The 21,198-nt window shown below is 60.0% G+C and carries 18 protein-coding genes; all 18 read right to left on the reverse strand.

Features of this window, described 5'->3' with window-relative positions; all coding sequences use genetic code 11:
• Nucleotides 1-16 precede the first annotated feature (16 nt).
• The 18 genes from RAE21_RS12935 to RAE21_RS13020 all read right to left on the reverse strand — a co-directional run bounded on the left by RAE21_RS12935 (nt 17) and on the right by RAE21_RS13020 (nt 21,195).
• Nucleotides 17-805, reverse strand: a complete 789-nt coding sequence (locus RAE21_RS12935; protein ID WP_313881705.1) for a cell division protein FtsQ/DivIB — start codon at nt 803-805, stop codon at nt 17-19.
• Nucleotides 802-1,755 carry a D-alanine--D-alanine ligase gene (locus RAE21_RS12940; protein ID WP_313881706.1) on the reverse strand — a complete coding sequence of 318 codons (954 nt, stop codon included), beginning with the start codon at nt 1,753-1,755 and terminating at the stop codon, nt 802-804. Before RAE21_RS12940 ends, RAE21_RS12935 begins: the two co-directional genes overlap by 4 nt.
• Entirely contained in the window at nt 1,752-3,203 is a 1,452-nt protein-coding gene (gene murC, locus RAE21_RS12945; protein ID WP_313881707.1) for a UDP-N-acetylmuramate--L-alanine ligase, read from the reverse strand. The genes RAE21_RS12940 and murC overlap by 4 nt, the downstream gene beginning before the upstream one ends.
• Nucleotides 3,200-4,264, reverse strand: a complete 1,065-nt coding sequence (gene murG, locus RAE21_RS12950) for an undecaprenyldiphospho-muramoylpentapeptide beta-N-acetylglucosaminyltransferase (protein WP_313881708.1) — start codon at nt 4,262-4,264, stop codon at nt 3,200-3,202. Before murG ends, murC begins: the two co-directional genes overlap by 4 nt.
• Nucleotides 4,261-5,502: a putative lipid II flippase FtsW gene (ftsW, locus tag RAE21_RS12955; protein ID WP_313882706.1), complete on the reverse strand. Its 1,242-nt coding sequence runs from the start codon at nt 5,500-5,502 to the stop codon at nt 4,261-4,263. Before ftsW ends, murG begins: the two co-directional genes overlap by 4 nt.
• A gap of 5 nt (nt 5,503-5,507) precedes the next feature.
• Nucleotides 5,508-7,388, reverse strand: a complete 1,881-nt coding sequence (murD, locus tag RAE21_RS12960) for a UDP-N-acetylmuramoyl-L-alanine--D-glutamate ligase (protein WP_313881709.1) — start codon at nt 7,386-7,388, stop codon at nt 5,508-5,510.
• Nucleotides 7,385-8,563 carry a phospho-N-acetylmuramoyl-pentapeptide-transferase gene (gene mraY, locus RAE21_RS12965; protein WP_313875086.1) on the reverse strand — a complete coding sequence of 393 codons (1,179 nt, stop codon included), beginning with the start codon at nt 8,561-8,563 and terminating at the stop codon, nt 7,385-7,387. Before mraY ends, murD begins: the two co-directional genes overlap by 4 nt.
• Nucleotides 8,564-8,581: 18 nt before the next feature.
• Nucleotides 8,582-9,997, reverse strand: a complete 1,416-nt coding sequence (locus RAE21_RS12970; RefSeq protein WP_313881710.1) for a UDP-N-acetylmuramoyl-tripeptide--D-alanyl-D-alanine ligase — start codon at nt 9,995-9,997, stop codon at nt 8,582-8,584.
• Entirely contained in the window at nt 9,994-11,493 is a 1,500-nt protein-coding gene (locus RAE21_RS12975) for a UDP-N-acetylmuramoyl-L-alanyl-D-glutamate--2,6-diaminopimelate ligase (RefSeq protein WP_313881711.1), read from the reverse strand. Before RAE21_RS12975 ends, RAE21_RS12970 begins: the two co-directional genes overlap by 4 nt.
• On the reverse strand, nt 11,493-13,238 hold the full coding sequence (locus RAE21_RS12980) for a peptidoglycan D,D-transpeptidase FtsI family protein (RefSeq protein WP_313875083.1): 1,746 nt from the start codon (nt 13,236-13,238) through the stop codon (nt 11,493-11,495). The genes RAE21_RS12975 and RAE21_RS12980 overlap by 1 nt, the downstream gene beginning before the upstream one ends.
• On the reverse strand, nt 13,235-13,552 hold the full coding sequence (ftsL, locus tag RAE21_RS12985; RefSeq protein WP_313881712.1) for a cell division protein FtsL: 318 nt from the start codon (nt 13,550-13,552) through the stop codon (nt 13,235-13,237). The genes RAE21_RS12980 and ftsL overlap by 4 nt, the downstream gene beginning before the upstream one ends.
• Nucleotides 13,549-14,484 (reverse strand): 16S rRNA (cytosine(1402)-N(4))-methyltransferase RsmH, encoded by a 936-nt coding sequence (gene rsmH / locus RAE21_RS12990; RefSeq protein WP_313881713.1) that lies wholly within the window; start codon nt 14,482-14,484, stop codon nt 13,549-13,551. The genes ftsL and rsmH overlap by 4 nt, the downstream gene beginning before the upstream one ends.
• A gap of 9 nt (nt 14,485-14,493) precedes the next feature.
• Nucleotides 14,494-14,922: a division/cell wall cluster transcriptional repressor MraZ gene (mraZ, locus tag RAE21_RS12995; protein WP_313875080.1), complete on the reverse strand. Its 429-nt coding sequence runs from the start codon at nt 14,920-14,922 to the stop codon at nt 14,494-14,496.
• Nucleotides 14,923-15,181: 259 nt separating this feature from the next.
• Nucleotides 15,182-16,516, reverse strand: a complete 1,335-nt coding sequence (gene hslU / locus RAE21_RS13000) for an ATP-dependent protease ATPase subunit HslU (protein ID WP_313881714.1) — start codon at nt 16,514-16,516, stop codon at nt 15,182-15,184.
• Between the two features lie 23 nt (nt 16,517-16,539).
• A complete protein-coding gene (gene hslV / locus RAE21_RS13005; protein ID WP_313881715.1) occupies nt 16,540-17,085 on the reverse strand; it encodes an ATP-dependent protease subunit HslV in 546 nt (181 codons plus the stop codon).
• Between the two features lie 68 nt (nt 17,086-17,153).
• A complete protein-coding gene (locus tag RAE21_RS13010; RefSeq protein ID WP_313881716.1) occupies nt 17,154-18,440 on the reverse strand; it encodes an STAS domain-containing protein in 1,287 nt (428 codons plus the stop codon).
• 526 nt (nt 18,441-18,966) lie between these two features.
• A complete protein-coding gene (dksA, locus tag RAE21_RS13015; RefSeq protein ID WP_313881717.1) occupies nt 18,967-19,959 on the reverse strand; it encodes an RNA polymerase-binding protein DksA in 993 nt (330 codons plus the stop codon).
• Between the two features lie 186 nt (nt 19,960-20,145).
• The gene (locus RAE21_RS13020) at nt 20,146-21,195 is read right to left on the reverse strand and encodes a CobW family GTP-binding protein (protein WP_313881718.1); all 1,050 of its coding nucleotides are present in this window, start codon (nt 21,193-21,195) and stop codon (nt 20,146-20,148) included.
• Nucleotides 21,196-21,198 lie beyond the last annotated feature (3 nt).

The raw sequence follows: 21,198 nt of genomic DNA on the forward strand, positions 1-21,198 counted from the left end.
CCCTGCTCCGTTTGCGCTATTTCTTGCCGCTATCAGCCGCTGCCAGCGTGGTGACGCCACGCAACTTGACGGCATATCCGTTGACGTGACGCAGGTCTGCCGACTCCAGCGATCCGGGGCCGCGCCCGTAGCGTGAAGTGACTTGCGTCAACGTTTTCAAAAATTGTTGGAGTCGCTCCACCACGACATCCGGCCCCCCACGGCCCAGTTCAATCACGGCGCCGCCGTCCAGGCGCGCGCGCCAACTGCCTCGGTCGGACAACTCCAGTTGCTCCAACTCCAGCTCCATGCCCGCAAAGGAAGGCGCCAGCGTGCGGTACATCTGCAATACCTCGTCGCTTTCGCCGTCAGGGCCGCTCAGCTTAGGCAGCTCTTCTTGCTCGACCTCGCCCACGTTAGCCTCGAAAACTTCGCCAAAGCTATTGAGCAAGCGCAGCTCGGGCTCATCGCCCCAGTAGGCGACCGCCACATGCTCTTGCAGTTCGACGCGCAAGCGGTTCGGAAACTCGCGCCGCACGACCGCATGCCGTACCCATGGCACCGCCTCGAAGGCAGCGCGCACACGGGCCAGATCTACCGAGAAAAAGGTTCCGCTCAAGCCGGGCGCCACATTGGCGCGCAGCGTCAACGGACTGTTGTGACTCATATCCCCCGCCACGGTGATGCCCTGAATGGCAAACACCTGCAGCCGCCCCAACCATTTGCCACCGGCAACGACCGCAAGGACGACAAAGCCCACGAACAGGAGCGCAGCGGTCCCGTTCATGAGCTTGACGTCCAGCGGTGTGTCGGCGGCAGAGTTCACGCGTCGGCCTTCCCGTCGGTGGCGGTGCTTTGCAGCAGGCGCACACACAAGTCTTCGTAGCTGATGCCTGCGGCGCGGGCAGACATGGGCACCAGAGAGTGACCGGTCATGCCCGGTGAGGTGTTGATTTCCAGCAGGTAGGGTGTGCGGGTCTTGGCATCAATCATGACGTCAGCCCGTGCCCAGCCGCGGCAGCCCAGCACCTGGTAGGCCTTGCACACCAGCGCCTGGATGGCTTCCTCTTCACCGGCAGGCAAGCCAGCGGGGACCAGGTATTGGGTGGTGTCGGTGAAGTACTTGTTCTGATAGTCGTAGTTACCTTCGGGCGCGACGATGCGGATGACAGGCAGCGCTTCAGGCGCGGAGGTCGGGCCCCAGATCGGGCAGGTGACTTCGTCGCCGGCAATGAACTGCTCGCACAGCACATGGCTGTCGTGCTGCGACGCGAGCGCGTAGGCAGCATCGCACTGGTCCGCCGTCATCACTTTGGTAAAGCCGATGGACGAGCCCTCGCGTGCAGGCTTGACGATCATGGGCGCACCGAGCGCTGCAAACGCAGCATGGGTTTCAGCGGCGCTCTTGACCTGTTGCCATGCGGGTGTCGACAAGCCCTCGAAGCGCCAGATACGCTTGGTCATGACCTTGTCCATGGAGATGCTGGAGGCCATTACGCCGGAGCCGGTGTAGGGGATGCCCAACAACTCGAGTGCGCCCTGCACCGTGCCGTCTTCACCGAAGCGGCCGTGCAGCGCGATAAAGCAGCGTTCAAAACCCTCTCGCTTGAGTTCATCCAGCGCACGTTCTGAGGGGTCGAAAGCGTGGGCGTCCACGCCTTGCGAACGCAGCGCCTTGAGCACGCCGGTGCCTGACATCAGCGACACCTCGCGCTCCGCAGAGGCGCCGCCCATCAGCACGGCCACCTTGCCGAGATTTAGATTATTTTGGCTCATAGCGCCCGTCCCTGCTGCGCGAGCAGCTCCTTATTTTGTAGCAAATCAACAATTTTTCCGGGCACGGCGCCGATGGAACCCGCGCCCATGCAGATCAACACATCGCCATCGCGTGCGTTGTCGATGGCGGCCTGGGGCATGGCAGCGATGTCGTCCACAAACAGGGGCTCCACCTTGCCGCCCACCCGCAGTGCGCGGGCGAGAGAGCGGCCATCGGCGGCCACAATCGGCGCTTCGCCGGCGGCATACACCTCGGCCAGCAACACCGCATCGGCACCAGCGCCAATGACCTTCACAAAGTCTTCAAAGCAATCCCGCGTGCGGGTGTAACGGTGCGGCTGAAAAGCCAACACTAAACGACGGCCGGGGAATGCCCCCCGTGCAGCTGCCAGGGTGGCTGCCATTTCGACGGGGTGATGGCCGTAGTCGTCAATCACCGTGACGACTCCACCGGATTCGCCCTCTTTGGCGGGCAAAGCGAGGTCGCCATAGCGCTGGAAACGGCGGCCCACGCCCTTGAACTCGGCCAGTGCCTTGATGACGGCTGCATCCGGAATGTTCAGCTCCACGGCCACTGCAATCGCCGACAAGGCGTTGAGCACGTTGTGCAGACCGGGCAGGTTCAACACCACTTCCATGTCGGGCAGCACCACGCCGTTGCGGCGTTGCACGGTGAAGTGCATCTGGCCGCTCATGGCGCGCACATTCACAGCGCGCACTTCGGCGTCTTCGTTGAAGCCGTAGCTGGTGATCGGGCAGGTAACCTGCTCGCAGATGTCGCGTACTGCGGCGTCGTCGGTGCAGAGAATGGCGGTGCCATAGAAAGGCATGCGGTGCAAAAAGTCGACAAAGGCTTTCTTGAGCTTGCCGAAATCGTGCCCGTAGGTCTCCATGTGGTCGGCGTCGATGTTGGTCACCACCGCCATCACGGGCAGCAGGTTCAAGAAAGACGCGTCCGACTCATCGGCCTCGACCACGATGTGGTCGCCACTGCCCAAGCGCGCATTGGCGCCAGCACTGTTAAGGCGGCCGCCGATCACAAAGGTCGGGTCAAGGCCCGCCTCTGCCAACACGCTGGCGACCAGGCTGGTGGTGGTGGTTTTGCCGTGGGTACCAGCAATCGCAATGCCTTGCTTGAGGCGCATCAGCTCGGCCAGCATCAGCGCGCGGGGCACGATGGGGATTTTCATCTCGCGGGCGCGGATGACTTCGGGGTTGTCGGACTGCACCGCCGTGGAGGTGACCACTGCATCGGCACCAGTCACGTGACCGGCCGCATGGCCCACATAGGTTTTGATACCCAGTGCGGCCAGGCGACGGGTGGTAGCGTTGTCAGCGAGATCGGAGCCCGAAATCTCGTAGCCGAGATTGCTCAGCACTTCGGCAATGCCGGACATGCCGGAACCACCAATACCCACAAAGTGGATGTGTTTGACTGCGTGCTTCATGTGGCCAGCTCCTCGCAGGCGGCGACCACCGCATCGGTGGCATGTAGTTTTTGCATCTTTTTAGCTCCCAGCGCCTGCTGCATCAGCGCAGGTCGCTCTGTTTTTTGTAGCATTTCTGCCAAGGATTCGGGCGTCAGCGTGGCTTGCGGCATCAGCCAGCCGCCCCCTTGCTCGACCAAGAATCGGGCGTTGAAGGTCTGGTGATCGTCCACCGCGGACGGGAAAGGCACGAAAGCCGCTGGCGCACCCACGGCGGCCAGTTCGGTCACGGTGCTGGCGCCGGCGCGGCAGATCACCAGGTCCGCATCGGCAAATGCCATGGCGGTGTTGTCGATAAACGGGGTCAAATGGGCTTGCACCCCTGCGGCGGCGTAGTTGGCGCGCAGTTCGTCAATTTGTTTCTCCCCCGCTTGATGGGTCACGATGGGGCGCTGCCCCTCAGGAATCAGGGCAAGTGCTTGCGGCACCACCGTGTTCAGGGCGCGGGCCCCCAAACTACCCCCCACCACCAGCACCTTGAGGGGGCCACTGCGGCCGGCAAAGCGCTGCTCGGGAGTTGGCAGGTTCAAGAACTCGGCACGCAAGGGGTTGCCGATCCACTCGGCCTTGGGCATCACGCCCGGGAACGCCGAGAACACCCGATCCGCCACGCCGGAGAGCACCTTGTTCGCCAAGCCGGCCACCGAGTTCTGCTCGTGCAGCACCAAAGGCTTGCCACACAGCACGCCCATCATGCCGCCCGGGAAGGTGATGTAGCCGCCGAGGCCCACCACTACATCAGGGCGCACGCGCCGCACCACTTGCAGGCTTTCCCAGAAAGCGCGCAACAGTTTGAATGGCAAAAAGGCCAGGGTCTTCAAGCCCTTGCCACGCACACCGCCAAAGTTCACCAACTCCAGTGGGATGCCGCGGCTGGGCACGATGCGGCTTTCCATGCTGCCGGGGGCTCCCAGCCAGTGGACGCGCCAACCTTTGTCGATCAGGGCTTGCGCCACTGCCAGGCCCGGGAAGATGTGCCCACCCGTGCCGCCGGCCATGATGAGCGCGGTTTTCTGCTTCATACACGGCCTCCGTGCATGAGTTGTCTGTTTTCATAATCGACCCGCAGAACTACCGCAATGGCCACGAGGTTGATCAGAATGGCAGAGCCGCCGTAGCTCATCAGTGGCAGGGTCAGGCCTTTGGTGGGCAAGGCGCCTAGGTTCACACCCATATTGATGAAAGCCTGAAAGCCCATCCACACGCCCACGCCTTGTGCCACCAGCCCTGAGAACACGCGGTCCAAGGCGATCGCCTGGCGGCCGATGTGCATGATGCGGCGGGTCAGCCACAAGAACAGGCCAATCACCACTACCACGCCGACCAGACCGAACTCTTCGCCGATCACCGCCAACAAAAAGTCGGTGTGGGCCTCTGGCAGCCAGTGCAGCTTTTCCACACTGCCGCCCAAGCCGACACCAAAAATCTCACCCCGACCGATCGCGATCAAGGAGTGCGAGAGCTGATAGCCCTTGCCCAAGGCATGCTTTTCATTCCATGGGTCGAGGTACGCAAAAATGCGTTCGCGCCGCCATTCGGAAGTAGCGATCATGAGTGCAAACAACAGCACCATCACCGCAGCAATCAGAAAGAACATGCGGGCATTGACGCCGCCCAGAAACAAAATGCCCATCGCAATCACGGCAATCACCATGAAGGCACCCATGTCGGGCTCGGCTAGGAGCAGCAAGCCGATCACCGCCACCGCCACCGCCATCGGTGCAACCGCGCGGAAGAAGTGCTCTTTCACTTCCATTTTGCGCACCATGTAGTCCGACGCATACAAAAGCACCGCGAATTTGGCAAGCTCGGAGGGCTGAAAATTCATGACGCCCAGCGAGATCCAGCGCTTGGCGCCATTCACGCCACGACCCACACCGAGCACCAGAATCAGCAGGATCAAAGACACCACAAACAACCAAGGGGCCAAGCGCTCCCAAGTCTGCAGCGGAATCTGAAAAGCAATTAGCGCCGCGACGAAGGCCACCATCAACGACATGGCATGGCGCACTGCAAAGTGGGTGTGGCTGTAGAAGGTGAATTTGGGGTTGTCCGGCATGGCGATAGATGCGGAATACACCATCACCAAGCCCCATAGCAGCAGCGCCACCGTGACCCAAACCAGGGGTTGGTCAAAGCCCTTGACTTGCGCTGGCGTGGTACTGGCAGAGAAAGACCCACGCCCGCCCAAGCGCACTGGCAGTGCACCGGCGGCCTCGGCCTCCTTGGGTGCAAACCAGGCTGCGAGCGCGCGGGGCATCAGCTTCATAGGAGCTGCTCCAATTCAGTACCATTGGCCAAGGCCAGCTCTTTCACAGCCTCGCAAAACACCTGGGCACGGTGCTCGTAGTTCTTGAACATATCGAAGCTCGCGCAGGCGGGCGACATCAGCACCGCATCGCCTGCATGGGCCTTGGCATTAGCCAGCGCCACAGCTGCGGCCATGGACTCCGCATCCAACACCGGCACACCGGTGTGCTCGAGGGCAGCACGGATCAAGGGGGCATCTCGCCCGATCAGCACCGCTGCGCGCGCATAGCGCTCGACCGGGCCTGCGAGCGGGGCAAAGTCTTGCCCCTTGCCTTCGCCACCCAGAATCACCACGATGCGGCGGTCCGCACCTAAACCCTGCAGTGCGGCCACGGTGGCACCCACGTTGGTGCCTTTGCTGTCGTCAAAGAACTCCACGTCGTTGAGCACGCCAATCGGCTCGACACGGTGCGGCTCACCACGGTACTCCCGCAGGCCGTACAACACTGCGGCCAATGAGCAGCCGGCGGAAGCGCACAAAGCCAAAGCGGCCAGCGCATTGCTCGCGTTGTGGCGGCCGCGGATGCGCAAGGCGTCCGCTGGCATCAAACGTTGGATATGGATCTCTTGTTCTTCATCCTTGCGGCGTTTGCGGGTCTCGTCGGCCTCGAGGGCGCGCACCAACCAGACCATGCCGTTGACTTCCTCAATGCCGAAGTCGCCGGGGCGTTGCGGCATGGTGGTGCCGAAGGTGATGTACGCCCGCTCTTGCGGCCGCTGCAGGCGGACCCGCACCGGCTCAGGGCGCATGGCCATGACGACCGCGTCTTCGCGGTTGAGCACCAGCATGCCGTGCTGGCCAAAGATACGGGCCTTGGCGCCGGCATAGGCTTGCATGCTGCCGTGCCAGTCGAGGTGATCCTGGCTGATGTTGAGCACGACCGCGGCGGTTGGCTCGAAACTGCCTGCGGCATCCAACTGGAAGCTGGAGAGTTCCAGCACCCAGACTTCGGGCAGCGTGTCCGCCACGAGGTGCTGGGTCAAGGTGTCCAACAAGGTCGGGCCGATGTTGCCGGCGACCGCCACTGTTTTGCCCGCATGGGCGATCAGTTGACCGGTCAGTGAGGTGACCGTCGTTTTGCCATTGGTGCCGGTGATCGCCAGAACAGCGGGGGCGTAAGCGCGCTGGGCCCGCAAGGTCTCCAGACCCTGCGAATACAAGCTTAATTCGCCACCAACCGCGATAGAGCTTGCGCGAGCAGCTCCTAAAACAGGAGCAATATCTGCAGGACTCAGGCCCGGCGAACGGTATACCGCATGCAAGCCTTGTCCTTCGACCAGGCTGGCGTCAAAAGGCCCCGCGACAAAGCGGACCTGGGGCAGTTCGTGTTGCAACACCGCCAGCTGGGGCGGGGTGTCACGGGTGTCTGCCACGGTCACGCTGGTCGCGCCAGCGCGCACACACCAGCGCGCCATGGCAAGACCAGAAGCCCCCAAACCGAGGATCAGCACCTGCTGGCCGGCGAGGGGCGCAAACACCACAGGCTCAGCGGGCGCATCGGTGGACACCACCTCTTGCGCAACCGCTTCGGAAGCGAGTGCGGCGACCTCGGCCTCTTTGGCGTCGGTGCTGTCCGCCTGGGTATCCGCAAAAATGCGGGCCACAAACTCGGCAGCATCTTTGGCCGCAGTCAGCGTCACGGGCAAAGCGATGGGAGCTGGAGCTGGAACTGAAACTACAGGCACATCGACTGGCGTCATTACCTCGGCTAACGGCTCGTCAGCAGACAAATCTACGGCCGCGGCGCTCAAGGCCGGGTCGTGCGCGAGCCGGCCTGTCGTGTCGACCGGCGTGAGGGGGCTGTCTGCGGGATGTGGCTGCTCGGGGGTGTTCATCGCAGTTTCAGGGTGGAGAGGCCGACCAGGCAGAGCAACATGGTGATGATCCAGAAGCGGACCACGACCTGGGTCTCTTTCCAGCCGGACTTTTCAAAGTGGTGGTGGAGTGGCGCCATCTTGAGCAGGCGGCGGCCCTCGCCGAAACGGCGCTTGGTGTATTTGAAGTAGGTGACTTGCAGCATCACCGACACCGCTTCAGCCACAAAGATGCCGCCCATGATGGCCAGCACAATTTCCTGGCGAACAATCACGGCAATCGTGCCCAAGGCACCGCCCAGGGCCAGCGCCCCGACATCGCCCATGAAGACTTGCGCGGGGTGGGTGTTGAACCACAAAAACGCCAGTCCGGCGCCGGCCAATGCCGAACAGAAGATCAAAAGCTCACCCGAACCGGGGATGTACGGAAAAAGCAGGTACTTGGAAAACACCGAGCTCCCGGTTACATAAGCAAAGACGCCTAAAGCCGAACCCACCATGACTACAGGCATGATGGCCAGGCCGTCGAGGCCGTCCGTCAGGTTGACCGCATTGCTGGAGCCGACGATGACCAGATAGGTCATGACCACAAAGCCGAGCACGCCCAAGGGGTAGCTCACCTCCTTGAAGAAGGGCAAAAACAATCCCGCTTTGGGCGGAAGGTTGACATCGAAGCCTGAGGCTACCCAATTGAAAAACAGCTCCAAGACCCGGAGGTTGGAGCTTTCAGAGATGCTGAAGACGAGGTAGAGCGCAGCCAACAAGCCGATCAGGCTCTGCCAGAAATACTTTTCCCGGGAGCGCATGCCTTCCGGGTCTTTGTGCACCACTTTGCGCCAGTCATCGACCCAGCCAATCGCACCAAAACCCAGCGTGACGACCAACACAATCCAGACAAAACGGTTGGAGAGATCCGCCCACAGCAAGGTCGCAATCGCGATGCATAGCAAGATCAACACCCCGCCCATGGTGGGCGTTCCGCTTTTGGCGAGGTGGGTTTCCATTCCATAGCCACGAATTGGCTGGCCGATTTTCAAGGCGCGCAAACGGCGGATCACCACAGGCCCGGCCACCAGGCCGATGAGCAATGCGGTGAGCGCAGCCATGACGGCCCGGAACGTCAGGTACTGAAACACCCGGAAGAACCCGAGCTCCGGGGACAAACCTTGCAGCCATTGGGCCAGGCTCAGCAACATGTAAATTCTCCAAACAAATCAAGCGGCATCGGATACCACCTCCGGCGCAGATGGGGCCGACAAAGCCTCCACCACACGCTCCATGCGCATAAAGCGCGAGCCTTTAACCAATACGCTGGCCACGTCCGGCACCAATGCGTGCGCGGCTTGGAGTAAACCTTCCACGGTCGCGAAATGGCGCGCAGAGGGCAGCTCTTGCACCGCGAAGGCACTGGCCTCGCCCAAAGCCAGCACATGCTCTATGCCTGCAGCCCGCGCATAGCGGCCTGCCTCGGCATGAAAAGCCGGGCCTTGTTCACCGACCTCGCCCATATCGCCGATCACCAACAAACGGGGGCCGGGCAAATCGGCCAGCACATCAATGGCGGCCCGCATGGAATCGGGGTTGGCGTTGTAGGTGTCGTCTACCAGGGTGAAATCGCTGGCACCATGCCGAACCTGCAGGGCGCGGCAGCGGCCTTTAACAGGCAAAAAGGCCTCCAAGCCTTGTTGAACCGACGCGACCGGCACGCCTGCGGACAACGCACAGGCGGCGGCAGCCAGCGAGTTCTTGACGTTGTGACGGCCAGCGATAGTCAAGCGGAACTGCAGCATGCCCTGCGGGCTGTGGGCCTGTACCTGCCAAGCGCCGTCCTGCCAATTGGCATGTTGCAAGACCACCTCAGCGCCAGTCGACGCGGCGGAAAAACCGGTAACGGAGCGGCCTGCGGCCAGCCCACGCCACAGGGGAGCAAATTCGTCATCTGCAGGAAACACGGCAACGCCGTCGCCCGGCAAGGCGGACAGCACACTGCCGTTCTCGCGCGCAACGGCGTCGATGGTGTGCATGAACTCCAGGTGCTCCCGCTGCGCGTTGTTGACCAGCGCCACCGTCGGGCGAGCCATAGCCGCAAGGCTAGCGATTTCGCCGGGATGGTTCATGCCCAACTCGACCACGGCGATGCGGTGGGCGGAGCGCAAGCGCATCAGGGTCAGTGGGACTCCGATGTCGTTATTGAAATTGCCCACCGTGGCCAATGCGGCGCCATCCGGCGCATAGGAACGCAAGATGCTCGCGACCATCTGGGTCACGGTGGTTTTCCCGTTACTGCCGGTGACTGCGATCAGGGGAATCTGAAACTGCGCGCGCCATGCAGCAGCGAGTGCGCCCAATGCCTGCTTGGTGTCAGGCACTTCGAGTCGCGGAAGCCCTACGGGGTAGGCCGACGCGGGTAGACCGGCATGGCACAACACGGCGGCTGCACCTTGGGCCTGCGCCTCGTGCAACATGGCGTTGGCGTCAAAACGCTCGCCCTTGAGCGCGACGAACAGATCGCCCGGCTCAATGGTGCGGGTATCGGTATGGACCCGGGCAATGCCAGCCGTGCTATTGCCTATCAAGTGGGCACCAGGCAACAAGCGCGCGGCATCCGCCAGCGTCATGAACAGGCTCATGCAACAACTCCGTGGGTGGGCTGGCGCTGTGACAGCGCCGCCTTGGCGTGCGCCATGTCAGAAAACGGCGTCTTGGTGCCGGCCACTTCTTGGGTCTCTTCGTGGCCTTTGCCCGCGAGCAAGACCACGTCTTGTGCAGCGGCCTCGGCAATCACTTGGGCGATGGCTGCGCCGCGGTCCACTTGCACGTCCACGTGCGGGCACTCCACCATACCCAAAAGAATTTGCGCCACGATGGACTCAGGCCTTTCGCTGCGGGGGTTGTCGCTCGTCACCACAACACGGTCCGACTGCGCAGCAGCCACTGCGCCCATCAAGGGGCGCTTGGTGGCATCGCGGTCTCCACCACAGCCAAACACGCACCACAAGCGCCCGCCGCGGCTGCGCGCCACGGGCTGCAAGGCGCGCAGCGCCTGGTCCAGAGCGTCCGGGGTGTGGGCGTAGTCCACGGCCACCAAAGGCGCAGCACCCCCGCCCACGCACTCCATGCGACCCGGAACAGGCAGCAGTGTGGAGCACGCAGCAACCGCCTCGGGCAGTGCAATACCCTGCGCACGCAAAGTAGCCAGCACGCCTAGCAAGTTGGACACGTTGTAGCTGCCAATGACGTGCGACTGCATGCGAATGACTTGCGCGCCTTCCACCACATCGAACGCGAGGCCTTTAGCGGTATGGGATACATCACGCGCCTGCAATCGGGCTGGCCGGTTCACACCGACGGTCCACAGGTCCACGCCGGAACTTGCCAGCTCGGCGGCCAGCTCCAGGCCCTTGTCGTCATCCACATTGATCACCGCGGCCCGCAAGCCCTCCCAAGCAAACAGCGAACGCTTTGCTGCCCAGTAGGCGGCCATGCTGCCGTGGTAGTCCAAGTGGTCTTGGGTGAAGTTGGTGAAGATGGCGGTATGAATCACAGTGCCTGTCATACGCATTTCTTCAATGCCGATGGAGGAGGCCTCGATAGCACAGGCCGTGAGCCCTTGATCCACAAAGCTGCGCAGTGTCTTTTGCAACAGCACTGGATCCGGCGTAGTGAAACCGGTAGCCTTCAGCGCGGGCGGGCGGCCGACACCCAAAGTGCCAATCACGCCACAGGCTTTGGCTTGTGCGCCTTGGACTTGACCTAAGGCTTGCGCCAGCCACCAAGCCGTGCTGGTTTTGCCATTGGTACCCGTCACTGCCAACAGCGCCAACTCGCGGGATGGCGCACCATAAAACTCGGCGGCGATCGGGCCGGAGTCGGCCTTCAGGTTGGCGTATGGCGCTACTTTTTCAGCATCAAAACCAAAAGCATCGGCCCCGTCTTGGTCGACCACGCAGGCCAATGCGCCCTGCTTCAGCGCCGCTGACACGAAGCGGCGAGGGTCAGTCGCCACGCCCGGCCAGGCAATGAAGGCATCTGTAACGTTGAGGGTACGGCTGTCGGTCGTCAGACCTTGCACGCCACGCGCGCGCAACCAGGCAACCACGGCGGCGGGATGGGTGAAAGCCGTCATCAGAAGCTCTCCTCGACCGCCGAAGCCTGGATATGCGGCTGCACGGCAATATCGGGCTGGACACCCAACATGCGCAGCGTTTGTTGCACCGTTTCACTGAACACCGGAGCAGCCACTTCACCGCCGTAATATTTGCCAGCGCTTGGTTCATCCAGCATCACGCCGACAATGATCCGGGGCTCTTCAATCGGGGCCATGCCCACGAACCAGCTTCTGTATTTGCGGTTGCCGTCAGAGCCATAGCCCTTGCCGATCTGCTTGTATGCGGTACCGGATTTGCCACCTACCGAGTAGCCGATCGTCTGGGCTTTGGGGGCAGTCCCGCCGGGGCCGGCTGCCATTTTCAACATATGCCGGACGCGGGCGGCTGTTTGCTCGGAAAACACCTGTACGCCTACTGCAGGCGTAGTGGTTTTCAGCAAGGTGGCCGGGATGATTTGCCCGCCGTGTGAAAAGACGGTGTAAGAGCGCACCATTTGAAACAGGGACGCAGACATGCCGTAGCCGTACGAGACCGTGGCTTGCTCGATGGGGCGCCACGATTTGTAAGGGCGCAAGCGACCGGACACAACACCGGGAAACTCGACTTGGGGCTTCTGGCCAAACCCGGCTTGCGAAAAGGTTTGCCACATTTCGCTCGCGGGCATTTGCATGGCCAGCTTGGTCGTTCCCACGTTGCTGGACACTTGCAGAACCTGCTCTACCGTCAACATCCCGTGGGGATGAGAGTCGCGGATCGTCGCGCCCGTGATCGTGATGGTGCCGGGGGCCGTGTCGATCATCGTGGTCGGCTTCACACGACCGGTTTCGAGCGCCAAGCCCACCGTGAAGGGCTTCATGACCGAGCCAGGCTCAAAGGTGTCGGTCAGAGCACGGTTGCGCAGCTGTTCACCGGTCAGGTTCTTGCGCTTGTCGGGCGTGTAGCTGGGGTAGTTAGCCAAGGCCAGCACCTCGCCAGTGATGGCGTCCAACACCACCACGCTGCCGGCTTTGGCTTTGTGGGTGGTCACTGCATCCCGCAGCTTCTGGTACGCAAAAAACTGCACCTTGCTGTCGATGCTGAGCTGCAAATCTCGCCCGGGCACCGGCGGCACCACCTCGCCCACATTCTCGACCGCCCTACCCAATCGGTCCTTGATCACATGGCGCATACCAGCACGACCGAGCAGCTCTTTGTTGAACATCAGCTCAACGCCCTCTTGGCCGTTGTCTTCCACGTTCGTAAAGCCGACGATGTGGGCCGCAGCCTCGCCTTCCGGGTACTGGCGCTTGTACTCTTTGCGCTGATAAATACCCTTGATGTTGAGCTCGGCTATTTTTTTGGCAATGTCCGCATCGACCTGCCGCTTGATCCAGACAAACGTTTTGTCTTCGTCAGCCAGCTTTTTGGACAGCTCCGCCACGGGCATATCCAACAACTTGGCCAGCTGCGAGAGCTGGCCTTTTTCGAGATCGACATCCTCAGGGATAGCCCAGATGCTGGGCGCGGGTACGCTGGACCCCAGGATCAATCCATTGCGGTCCAGAATGCGGCCGCGATCCGCGGGGAGATCGATCGTCCGGGCAAAGCGCACTTCGCCTTGCTTAATAAAAAAATCATTTGCATACACCTGGATGTAAGCCGCCCGGGCCACCAACCCGGTAAAGCCCAAAGCAATGGCGCCCACCACAAACTTGCTGCGCCACACAGGGGTGCGGCTGGCCAGCAAGGGGCTGGAGGTGTACTGGATGCCCCGGCGTGTCACTCGGCACCTTTCGTAGGCACAGAGGCTTCGGCAGCGGCTTTGGTCGCCGGTGCGGTGTAGGTCACATAGCTGGTGATGGCAGGTGTCACCTGGCGCATCTGGAGCTTGTCGCGTGCGAGCTGCTGCACACGGGCAGAAGTGGCCTGCTCACGCTTGGCCACCTGCAAGCGTCCGAACTCCGTCTCAAGGCGACGCGAATCAGCACGCGCCTTGTCCAACTCAGTGAACAGGCGGCGGGACTCGTATTGCACGCCGACCAGGTACAGGGCGCTGATCACGACCGCCAACAACAGCACGAGGTTGATGCGGATCATGCGGGCATCCTCTGCGCAACGCGCAGAATGGCGCTGCGGGAGCGAGGATTTGCAGCGACCTCCTCAGCCGACGGCTTGATACGCCCAAGCGCCTTGAGCTTCATGACCTTAGGTGCGGCAAAAGGGGCACGCCGGTCATATTCATCTTTCGAGTGTTTGGCAATAAATTGCTTGACGATCCGGTCTTCCAGCGAATGAAAGCTGATCACCGCCAGCCGCCCTCCGGGCTCCAGCACCTCGAGACTGGCTTCTAGCGCTTGTTGCAACTCCTCAAGCTCGGCGTTGATGAAAATCCGAAAAGCCTGAAATGTGCGCGTTGCAGGGTTCTGGCCCGGCTCGCGGGTTTTGACCGTGTCAGCCACGAGTTGGGCCAGCTCGGAGGTGGTTGAAATTGCCCCCCGTTCCTGTCGGCGAGCAACAATCGCCTTTGCAATTGCCCCAGCAAACCGTTCTTCACCGTATTCACGTATCACCTCCGTGATTTGATTGATCTCGGCTGTCTCCAGCCACTGGGCAACACTCTCTCCGCGCGTGGTGTCCATGCGCATATCCAAAGGACCTTCAAAGCGGAAGCTGAAGCCCCGCTCCGGGCTGTCAATCTGGGGGGAGCTGACCCCCAGATCCATCAGAATTCCGCCCACACTGCCGCCGGCCAGAACCCCAAGATTGGAAAATCCTTCGTGACGGATAGAGAAGCGGGCATCGTCGATCAGCGCTGCTTGTGCCACAGCCTCCGGGTCGCGATCGAACGCAATCAAGCGCCCATCAGCGTCCAGGCGCGACAAAATAAGCCGAGAGTGGCCACCACGACCGAACGTGGCGTCGACATAGGTGGCTTGGGCCGCTGCGGCAAATGGGGTGCCGCCGTCACTGAACAAGGCATCAACCGCTTCGTTCAACAACACGGTGGTATGGATCCGGGGAGCTTCCACCGTCAGGCCTTAAAAAGAAAAGTCCTTGAAGACGTCGGGCATGTCACCCTGCATCGCCTTGGCCTCTTGTTCGTCGTAGGTCGCTTTGTCCCACAACTCAAAATGATTGCCCATGCCAAGCAGCATGGTGTCTTTGGCAATACCTGCGGACTCCCGGAGTTCAGGCGAGATCAGCACGCGGCCGGTGCCATCCATCTCGACATCCATGGCATTTCCCAAAAAAATCCGCTTCCACCACTGCGCCGACATCGGCAATGCAGCGATACGTTCCCTGAACTTTTCCCACTCCGGACGCGGGAAAACCATCAGGCAGCCGTGGGGGTGCTTGGTGATCGTGAGTTGTCCGGCAGCCGTCGCACTCAAGACGTCACGATGCCGTGTCGGCACCGACAGGCGACCCTTGGCATCAAGACTGAGAGACGAAGCCCCTTGGAACACGTAAAACCACCTTTGTACTGTGACAGCACTCAAACAGCAATTTCATGGCACTTTTCACCACTAAATTGCACTTTTTTGCACTGTATCAGCAAACGGCCTGATCGCAAGATGCCTTACGCGAATTTTTTCCAATGAAATCAAGGACTTAGAAGCGTTTCTAAAGGCGACGACGCCTTAAAAACCGTTCTAAATTAAGCACTTAGCAGATGCTCTGAAAGTGATGCTTGAAGGGACTACCGTTTATCCGCTTTTTCACAAATCACAGAATAAATCGGGACAAGTCTTCGTCCTGACTCAGCGCCCCGAGACGCTCATCCACGTAGCGGGCATCGATCTGGATGGTTTGGCCACCCAGGTCTCCCGCATCGAAACTCACATCATCCAGCAAACGCTCCATCACCGTCGCCAAGCGGCGAGCACCGATGTTTTCGGTTCGCTCGTTCACATCGAACGCGATTTGCGCAAGCCGGGTAATTCCATCCACCGTGAACTCCAGCGATACAGACTCGGTGGCCAGCAAAGCTTGGTATTGCTTGATCAACGATGCATGGGTTTGGGTCAAGATCGCTTCAAAATCTTGAACAGACAAAGACTGTAATTCCACGCGGATCGGGAAGCGTCCTTGCAATTCAGGAATCAGATCGCTCGGCTTGCTCAAATGGAAGGCGCCCGATGCGACGAACAAAATATGGTCCGTCTTCACCATGCCGTACTTGGTGGTGACCGTGGTTCCTTCGACCAAGGGGAGCAAATCACGCTGAACACCTTGCCTGGAAACCTCACCCCCATTGCCTTCGCCGCGGGAGGTCACCTTGTCAATTTCATCAATAAAAACAATGCCGTTTTGCTCCAGGGTTTGGATCGCCTGGGTTTTGATGTGGTCTTCGTTGACCAGCTTGGCAGCCTCTTCCTCAGCCAGTAGTTTGGCGGCCTCTGCAATCCGCAATTTGCGGGTTTGCTTCTTGCCTTGGCCCATTTGACCAAAGAGCCCGCGAAGCTGCTCGGTCATCTCTTCCATGCCCGCAGGCCCCATGACTTCCAAGTTCGGCGTTTGCATGGCGAGGTCTAACTCAATCTCACGATCATCGAGCTGTCCCTCGCGCAGCTTCTTGCGAAACGCTTGGCGCGTGGAGCTCTCGGGGGCGTCGGCTGTTGATGTGGCGCCGGCATCGAACCGCGGAGGTGGCACCAGGATATCCAAAATGCGCTCTTCGGCAGCGTCTTCAGCCCGGCGGGCAACTTTGCGCTTCTCTTGCTCCCGAACCTGCTTTACGGCGATTTCTGCCAGATCGCGAATGATGGCATCCACGTCTTTGCCCACATAACCAACCTCGGTGAACTTGGTCGCCTCCACTTTGATGAACGGCGCATCGGCCAGCTTTGCTAGGCGTCGCGCAATCTCTGTTTTACCAACGCCGGTAGGGCCGATCATCAAAATATTCTTAGGCGTAATTTCATGACGCAAATCGCCCTCGACCATCTGCCGGCGCCAACGATTGCGCAATGCGATCGCAACCGCACGTTTCGCCTGCGCTTGGCCAACAATGTGTTTATCTAACTCGGCAACGATGCCGCGGGGAGTGAGCGTCTGCATAAAAAACTTCGGGGAAACAGGAGTTACAGGGTTTCGATGGTGTGGTGCATATTGGTGTAGATGCACAGCTCACCTGCAATTTCGAGTGAGCGCTTCACAATATCCGCGGCCGGCAGATCAGAGTGGTTGAGCAAGGCAACCGCCGCGGCTTGGGCATACGCGCCACCGGAACCGATGGTGACGATCCCGTTTTCAGGCTCGAGCACATCTCCGTTTCCTGTAATGATCAACGACGCATCTTTGTCCGCCACCGCCAACATCGCCTCCAGCTTGCGCAAAACGCGATCGGTGCGCCAGTCCTTGGTCAACTCAATCGCCGCCCGCACTAAATGACCTTGGTGCTTTTCGAGCTTGGCTTCAAAACGCTCAAACAAAGTGAAGGCATCCGCCGTAGCACCTGCAAAGCCGGCCAGCACTTTGCCGTGATAGAGCTTGCGCACTTTGCGGGCAGTGCCCTTGACTACGATGTTGCCTAAAGTGACCTGTCCGTCACCGCCGATTGCGACCTGAACACCCGCAGCTGTTTTGCGCCGCACACTGATGATGGTCGTTCCGTGAAATTGTTCCATAGAGGGGGAGTTGGGGGTGAAGCAAGAGTTTGCAAGCGGAGAAATACCCTCCCCGCGCGAACCCAAATTTAAAGGTCGCGTGGCACAACGCGTGCGTGTTCGCTGATGCCAATCACATTGAAAAATGCGGCGACCAAGCGATGCACATCTTGAAACTGCACCATACAGCCCTCCGCCTGACGCGAAACGACCCAGTTCAAGATCGTTCCTGCTGCAGAGAAGTCGACCCGGACCAAAAATCGACAAGAAATCACAATGTTGTTCGACTGGTCGCGTGCGCTGTCCAGCCCCGCCAATAGCGCCGTTGTATCGCCGGCAACGACCCCGCGCAGCTCTTGGCTGGTCAGGGTGACAGAACCAACACCCATCGGCGAAGTAGAAACGAAATCGGCGGAAGCTGCATGAGCGGAGCGGAAATGAACGGCTGAATAATCACAGCGCGCCGGGGCCCATGCAGGGGGAGAAACCTCATAGGTAATGCAATAGTCCAACGCCACCAGCTCAAAATCGTCAAGACATTGCAAGGCTCGGAGGACGTTTAAACGAACAATCCACCATGCGGAATCAACACTGCGATTGGCGGAAGGCGTCAAGAATTGCAGCGCTGTCAACAATTGCGATGCACCGGCGAACCGCAACGAGACGGGCTCGTCGCACAAACTGGCAAACAAGCCAGAAAGCAAAGGCATCGCAGGGGCATCGATACGCTCAAGAGCAGTCCAGTCCAAAGTCCATGGCATCGGCTGAGTCGACAGTACTAGGCGCAAAGCCTCCATTCCTTGGACGTCCAAAAACTGGGGGCAGGACCACATCGGATCCGCTTCGACGTACTCTCCAGCCACTGGCTCTGGCCCAAAAGGCGCCGCCAACGTCGTTTCCGCGCCGAACGCCGTGTTGAGTTGAACAACATCCCAACGAGGCACCCGCTCATCCCACAGGTGCGCAAACTCTACGACAGCCCAATCAAAACGCTCACGATTTTGAGTGGCTCGGTAAAGGTCCATCAAGGCAGCTGCCCAGTTAAACGCCGTCGACGCATCCGCCACACCGCGTCGCAGCGCGCTGATCAGGCTACTTTCCGCGCCGTGGTCGTCGCCATTGGCAAAGCGGATGGCGGCTTCCTCCAGTTCAGGGTCAGCCGCCGCATCGGAGACTTCTAAAGCCAGCAGCTTGGAAGTCGTGAACGAGAGATCAGAGGACTCTGTGGCTCGGGCGAATGAAGGCTTGCTCCCAGGCGCCTTGGACGCCGGCGGCGCAAACATTGGCTCCGTCGGCTGGCCCATTTGCGTGGCCGCGTATTCCGTTTGCGGCGCGCCTGCTCCCGGCTGATCCGGTACTCCGCGCATGATGGGCAATGTGGATGCAGCGGCGCCCCCCCATACCGGGTGCCGGCAGAGGTGCCACTCGGCGCCAAGGATGGTTGTGTGTCACTCCCAGGTGCAACTGCCGACGGGCGCTGTTCACTCCCAGCATTCGCAGCGGCAGCAGCGTCTTGCTTGCCTTTCCACCACTGCCTCGACATCTGCGCTTCGATTTCATCGATTTTCTTTAGAGTCACCGCACGACCGTCGGGGTCGGTGGGAATACTGCTCTGGAAAAACGAAGGGCGCGCAAGATTGGCTACCGCGGAGGGGTCTCTGTTGCGCAGTTTGCGGAGCTGGTCGAATTCACGCTTGCGGACAAAGTCGTTTTGCCGCTTGCGCTCAATCATGGCCTTGAGAGCCTGCTTGTCGTAAGCACTATCCGGCTCCGTCTCGGTGCGAGAGATATCCGACCAGTCTTTGGTCGGATTGCGAACGAACATCGCCACTTTGGAAAGTAGGCCGGGACGTTCGTCTTTGGTTGCCATATCAGCGGTAGGTAGCCTGCGTTAAAGGGGAATTAATCCCCGAACATTTTCTGTTTCAGCTCGCGGCGTTGCTGCGCTTCCAGAGAGAGCGTCGCCGTCGGGCGAGCCAGCAAACGACCGACACCGATAGGTTCGCCGGTTTCATCGCAATAGCCATAGTCGCCAGAATCGATACGTCCGATGGACTGCTCAATCTTCTTCAGCAACTTGCGTTCGCGGTCGCGAGTGCGCAGCTCCAAAGCGTGCTCTTCTTCAATGGTTGCGCGGTCCGCAGGATCGGGAACCACCGAGGTATCTTCACGCAAATGCTCGGTAGTCTCTCCGGCGCTCGCAAGAATTCCGCGCTTGAGCTCGGTGAGCTTCAGGCGGAAGTATGCGAGCTGCATCTCGTTCATGTATTCGGAGTCGGGCATCGCCAACAGTTCAGCATCCGTCATTTCGGTCACCGTTTTGTTTTTCCAATTATTGGCAAGTTTCGCGTCTTTTTTCACGATAGCAGGAATTACGGGAGCAATAACAGGGGAAGACATGGACTGGTTATAACTGGCTTTGGCAGCCGTTGAGGCGACTGACTGCGCCATAGAGGGCACCGTGAGCTGGGCCAGTCGCGAAGACGGGCGGCCTGCTTTGGCAGGCACTGCGGGAGCCGGAGCAACCACCGGCGTGGCAACGGCCACCGGTTTGACAACCGCTTTTTCGGCGGCAGGCTTGGTTTTTGCAGGCGTTGCAGCAGCTGTTTTGGCGGCGGATTTCACAGGCGCTTTATCAGCAGTCTTGGTAGTTGTTTTCACAGGGGCAGGAACCGTGGTTTTGACAGCGGCTTTGCTGCTCGGTGGTGTAGCGACAGGTGCTTTGGCAACGACTTTCGCAGTTGGCTTGGCAGCGGATTTTGCAGCGACCTTGACGGCAGCTGGCTTGACTTTGGCAGGGGCTTCTTTGGCCTTGCTATTTTTCCCGGACTTCGCGTTCACTTCTTGTCTCCTGGCAGGTTCGGCCTGCACATCGTCGCTGGTGGCTGCAGCCACTCTGGAGGCTTTTCGAGGCCTCTCGGAGCGGGTTTCTTCGGCGCGCGAGTGTACAGGCTTACCTGAAGGAAAACCCATAAGTTGCAAAAGCGAGACAAACATAGCACCCCCTGCCCTCGTTCCATCCAAATGATCATGAGCAACGACGGCCGTGACAGCAGCCGTACGCAGCTCCCCTCGATACAGTTAAACCAAAGACTGTTCCATGCCTTGCAAGAAAATGTCCTTGGGCAGATCAATACCAATGAACACCATTTTGCTGGTGCGCACCTCAGTCTCACCCCACGCAGGGCCCAAATCGCTGCCCATGAGCTGGTGCACGCCTTGGAAGATCACCTTGCGGTCGGTGCCCTTCATATTCAACACGCCCTTGTAGCGAAGCATGCGCGGGCCATAGATATTGACGATGGCACCCAGAAAGTCTTCCAGCTTGGCTGGGTCGAACGGACGCTCTGACTTGAACACAAAACTCTTCACATCATCTTCGTGATGGTGGTGGTGACCGTGGGTCGCATGGTCATGGGCGTGCGACGGGTGGTCGCAATGCTCTCCATGGGCATGGTCGTGGTGGTGGTCGTCGTCCTTGAGGAAGTCCGGATCAATATCGAGCTTGGCGTTGAGGTTAAAGCCGCGCAGATCAAACACTTCTTGGAGAGACACTTCGCCGAAATGCACCGCTTTTTGCGGCGCGCGCGGGTTCATGTGTTTGATGCGGTGCATCAAGGCATCCAGCTCCTCTTTAGATACCAAATCAGACTTGCTGATAAAGATCTGGTCGGCAAACCCGATTTGGCGACGCGCCTCTTGACGATCATTGAGCTGCTGAACCGCGTGTTTGGCGTCGACCAAGGTCAGGATCGAGTCGAGCAAATAGGTCTCGGCGATCTCATCATCCATAAAGAAGGTCTGCGCCACCGGGCCGGGGTCGGCCACGCCGGTGGTCTCAATCACCACCCGTTCAAAATCAAGCTCGCCCTTGCGCTTCTTTTCTGCCAAGTCTTTCAAGGTAGTGCGCAAGTCTTCGCGAATAGTGCAGCAGACGCAACCGTTGCTCATTTGAATGATCTGCTCGTTGGTGTCGCTGACCAGAATATCGCTGTCGATATTCTCTTCACCAAATTCATTTTCAATCACGGCAATCTTTTGGCCATGGGCCTCAGCCAGCACGCGCTTGAGCAAGGTGGTTTTACCGGAACCCAAAAAGCCGGTCAGGATGGTTGCGGGGATCAAGCTCATGAT

This window comes from Rhodoferax potami (genome assembly GCF_032193765.1).
Lineage (GTDB): Bacteria > Pseudomonadota > Gammaproteobacteria > Burkholderiales > Burkholderiaceae_C > Allorhodoferax > Allorhodoferax potami.

Bases quoted from the DNA above. Each gene is read 5' to 3' on its own strand.
- murG (WP_313881708.1), bottom strand. From the start codon at position 4,264: ATGAAGCAGAAAACCGCGCTCATCATGGCCGGCGGCACGGGTGGGCAC.
- RAE21_RS13020 (WP_313881718.1), bottom strand. From the start codon at position 21,195: ATGAGCTTGATCCCCGCAACCATCCTGACCGGCTTTTTGGGTTCCGGT.
- hslU (WP_313881714.1), bottom strand. From the start codon at position 16,516: ATGCAGACGCTCACTCCCCGCGGCATCGTTGCCGAGTTAGATAAACAC.
- hslV (WP_313881715.1), bottom strand. From the start codon at position 17,085: ATGGAACAATTTCACGGAACGACCATCATCAGTGTGCGGCGCAAAACA.
- RAE21_RS12940 (WP_313881706.1), bottom strand. From the start codon at position 1,755: ATGAGCCAAAATAATCTAAATCTCGGCAAGGTGGCCGTGCTGATGGGC.
- RAE21_RS12975 (WP_313881711.1), bottom strand. From the start codon at position 11,493: ATGACGGCTTTCACCCATCCCGCCGCCGTGGTTGCCTGGTTGCGCGCG.
- murC (WP_313881707.1), bottom strand. From the start codon at position 3,203: ATGAAGCACGCAGTCAAACACATCCACTTTGTGGGTATTGGTGGTTCC.
- murD (WP_313881709.1), bottom strand. From the start codon at position 7,388: ATGAACACCCCCGAGCAGCCACATCCCGCAGACAGCCCCCTCACGCCG.
- ftsW (WP_313882706.1), bottom strand. From the start codon at position 5,502: ATGCCCCGCGCGCTCGCAGCCTGGTTTGCACCCAAGGAGGCCGAGGCC.
- ftsL (WP_313881712.1), bottom strand. From the start codon at position 13,552: ATGATCCGCATCAACCTCGTGCTGTTGTTGGCGGTCGTGATCAGCGCC.
- RAE21_RS12970 (WP_313881710.1), bottom strand. From the start codon at position 9,997: ATGAGCCTGTTCATGACGCTGGCGGATGCCGCGCGCTTGTTGCCTGGT.
- mraY (WP_313875086.1), bottom strand. From the start codon at position 8,563: ATGTTGCTGAGCCTGGCCCAATGGCTGCAAGGTTTGTCCCCGGAGCTC.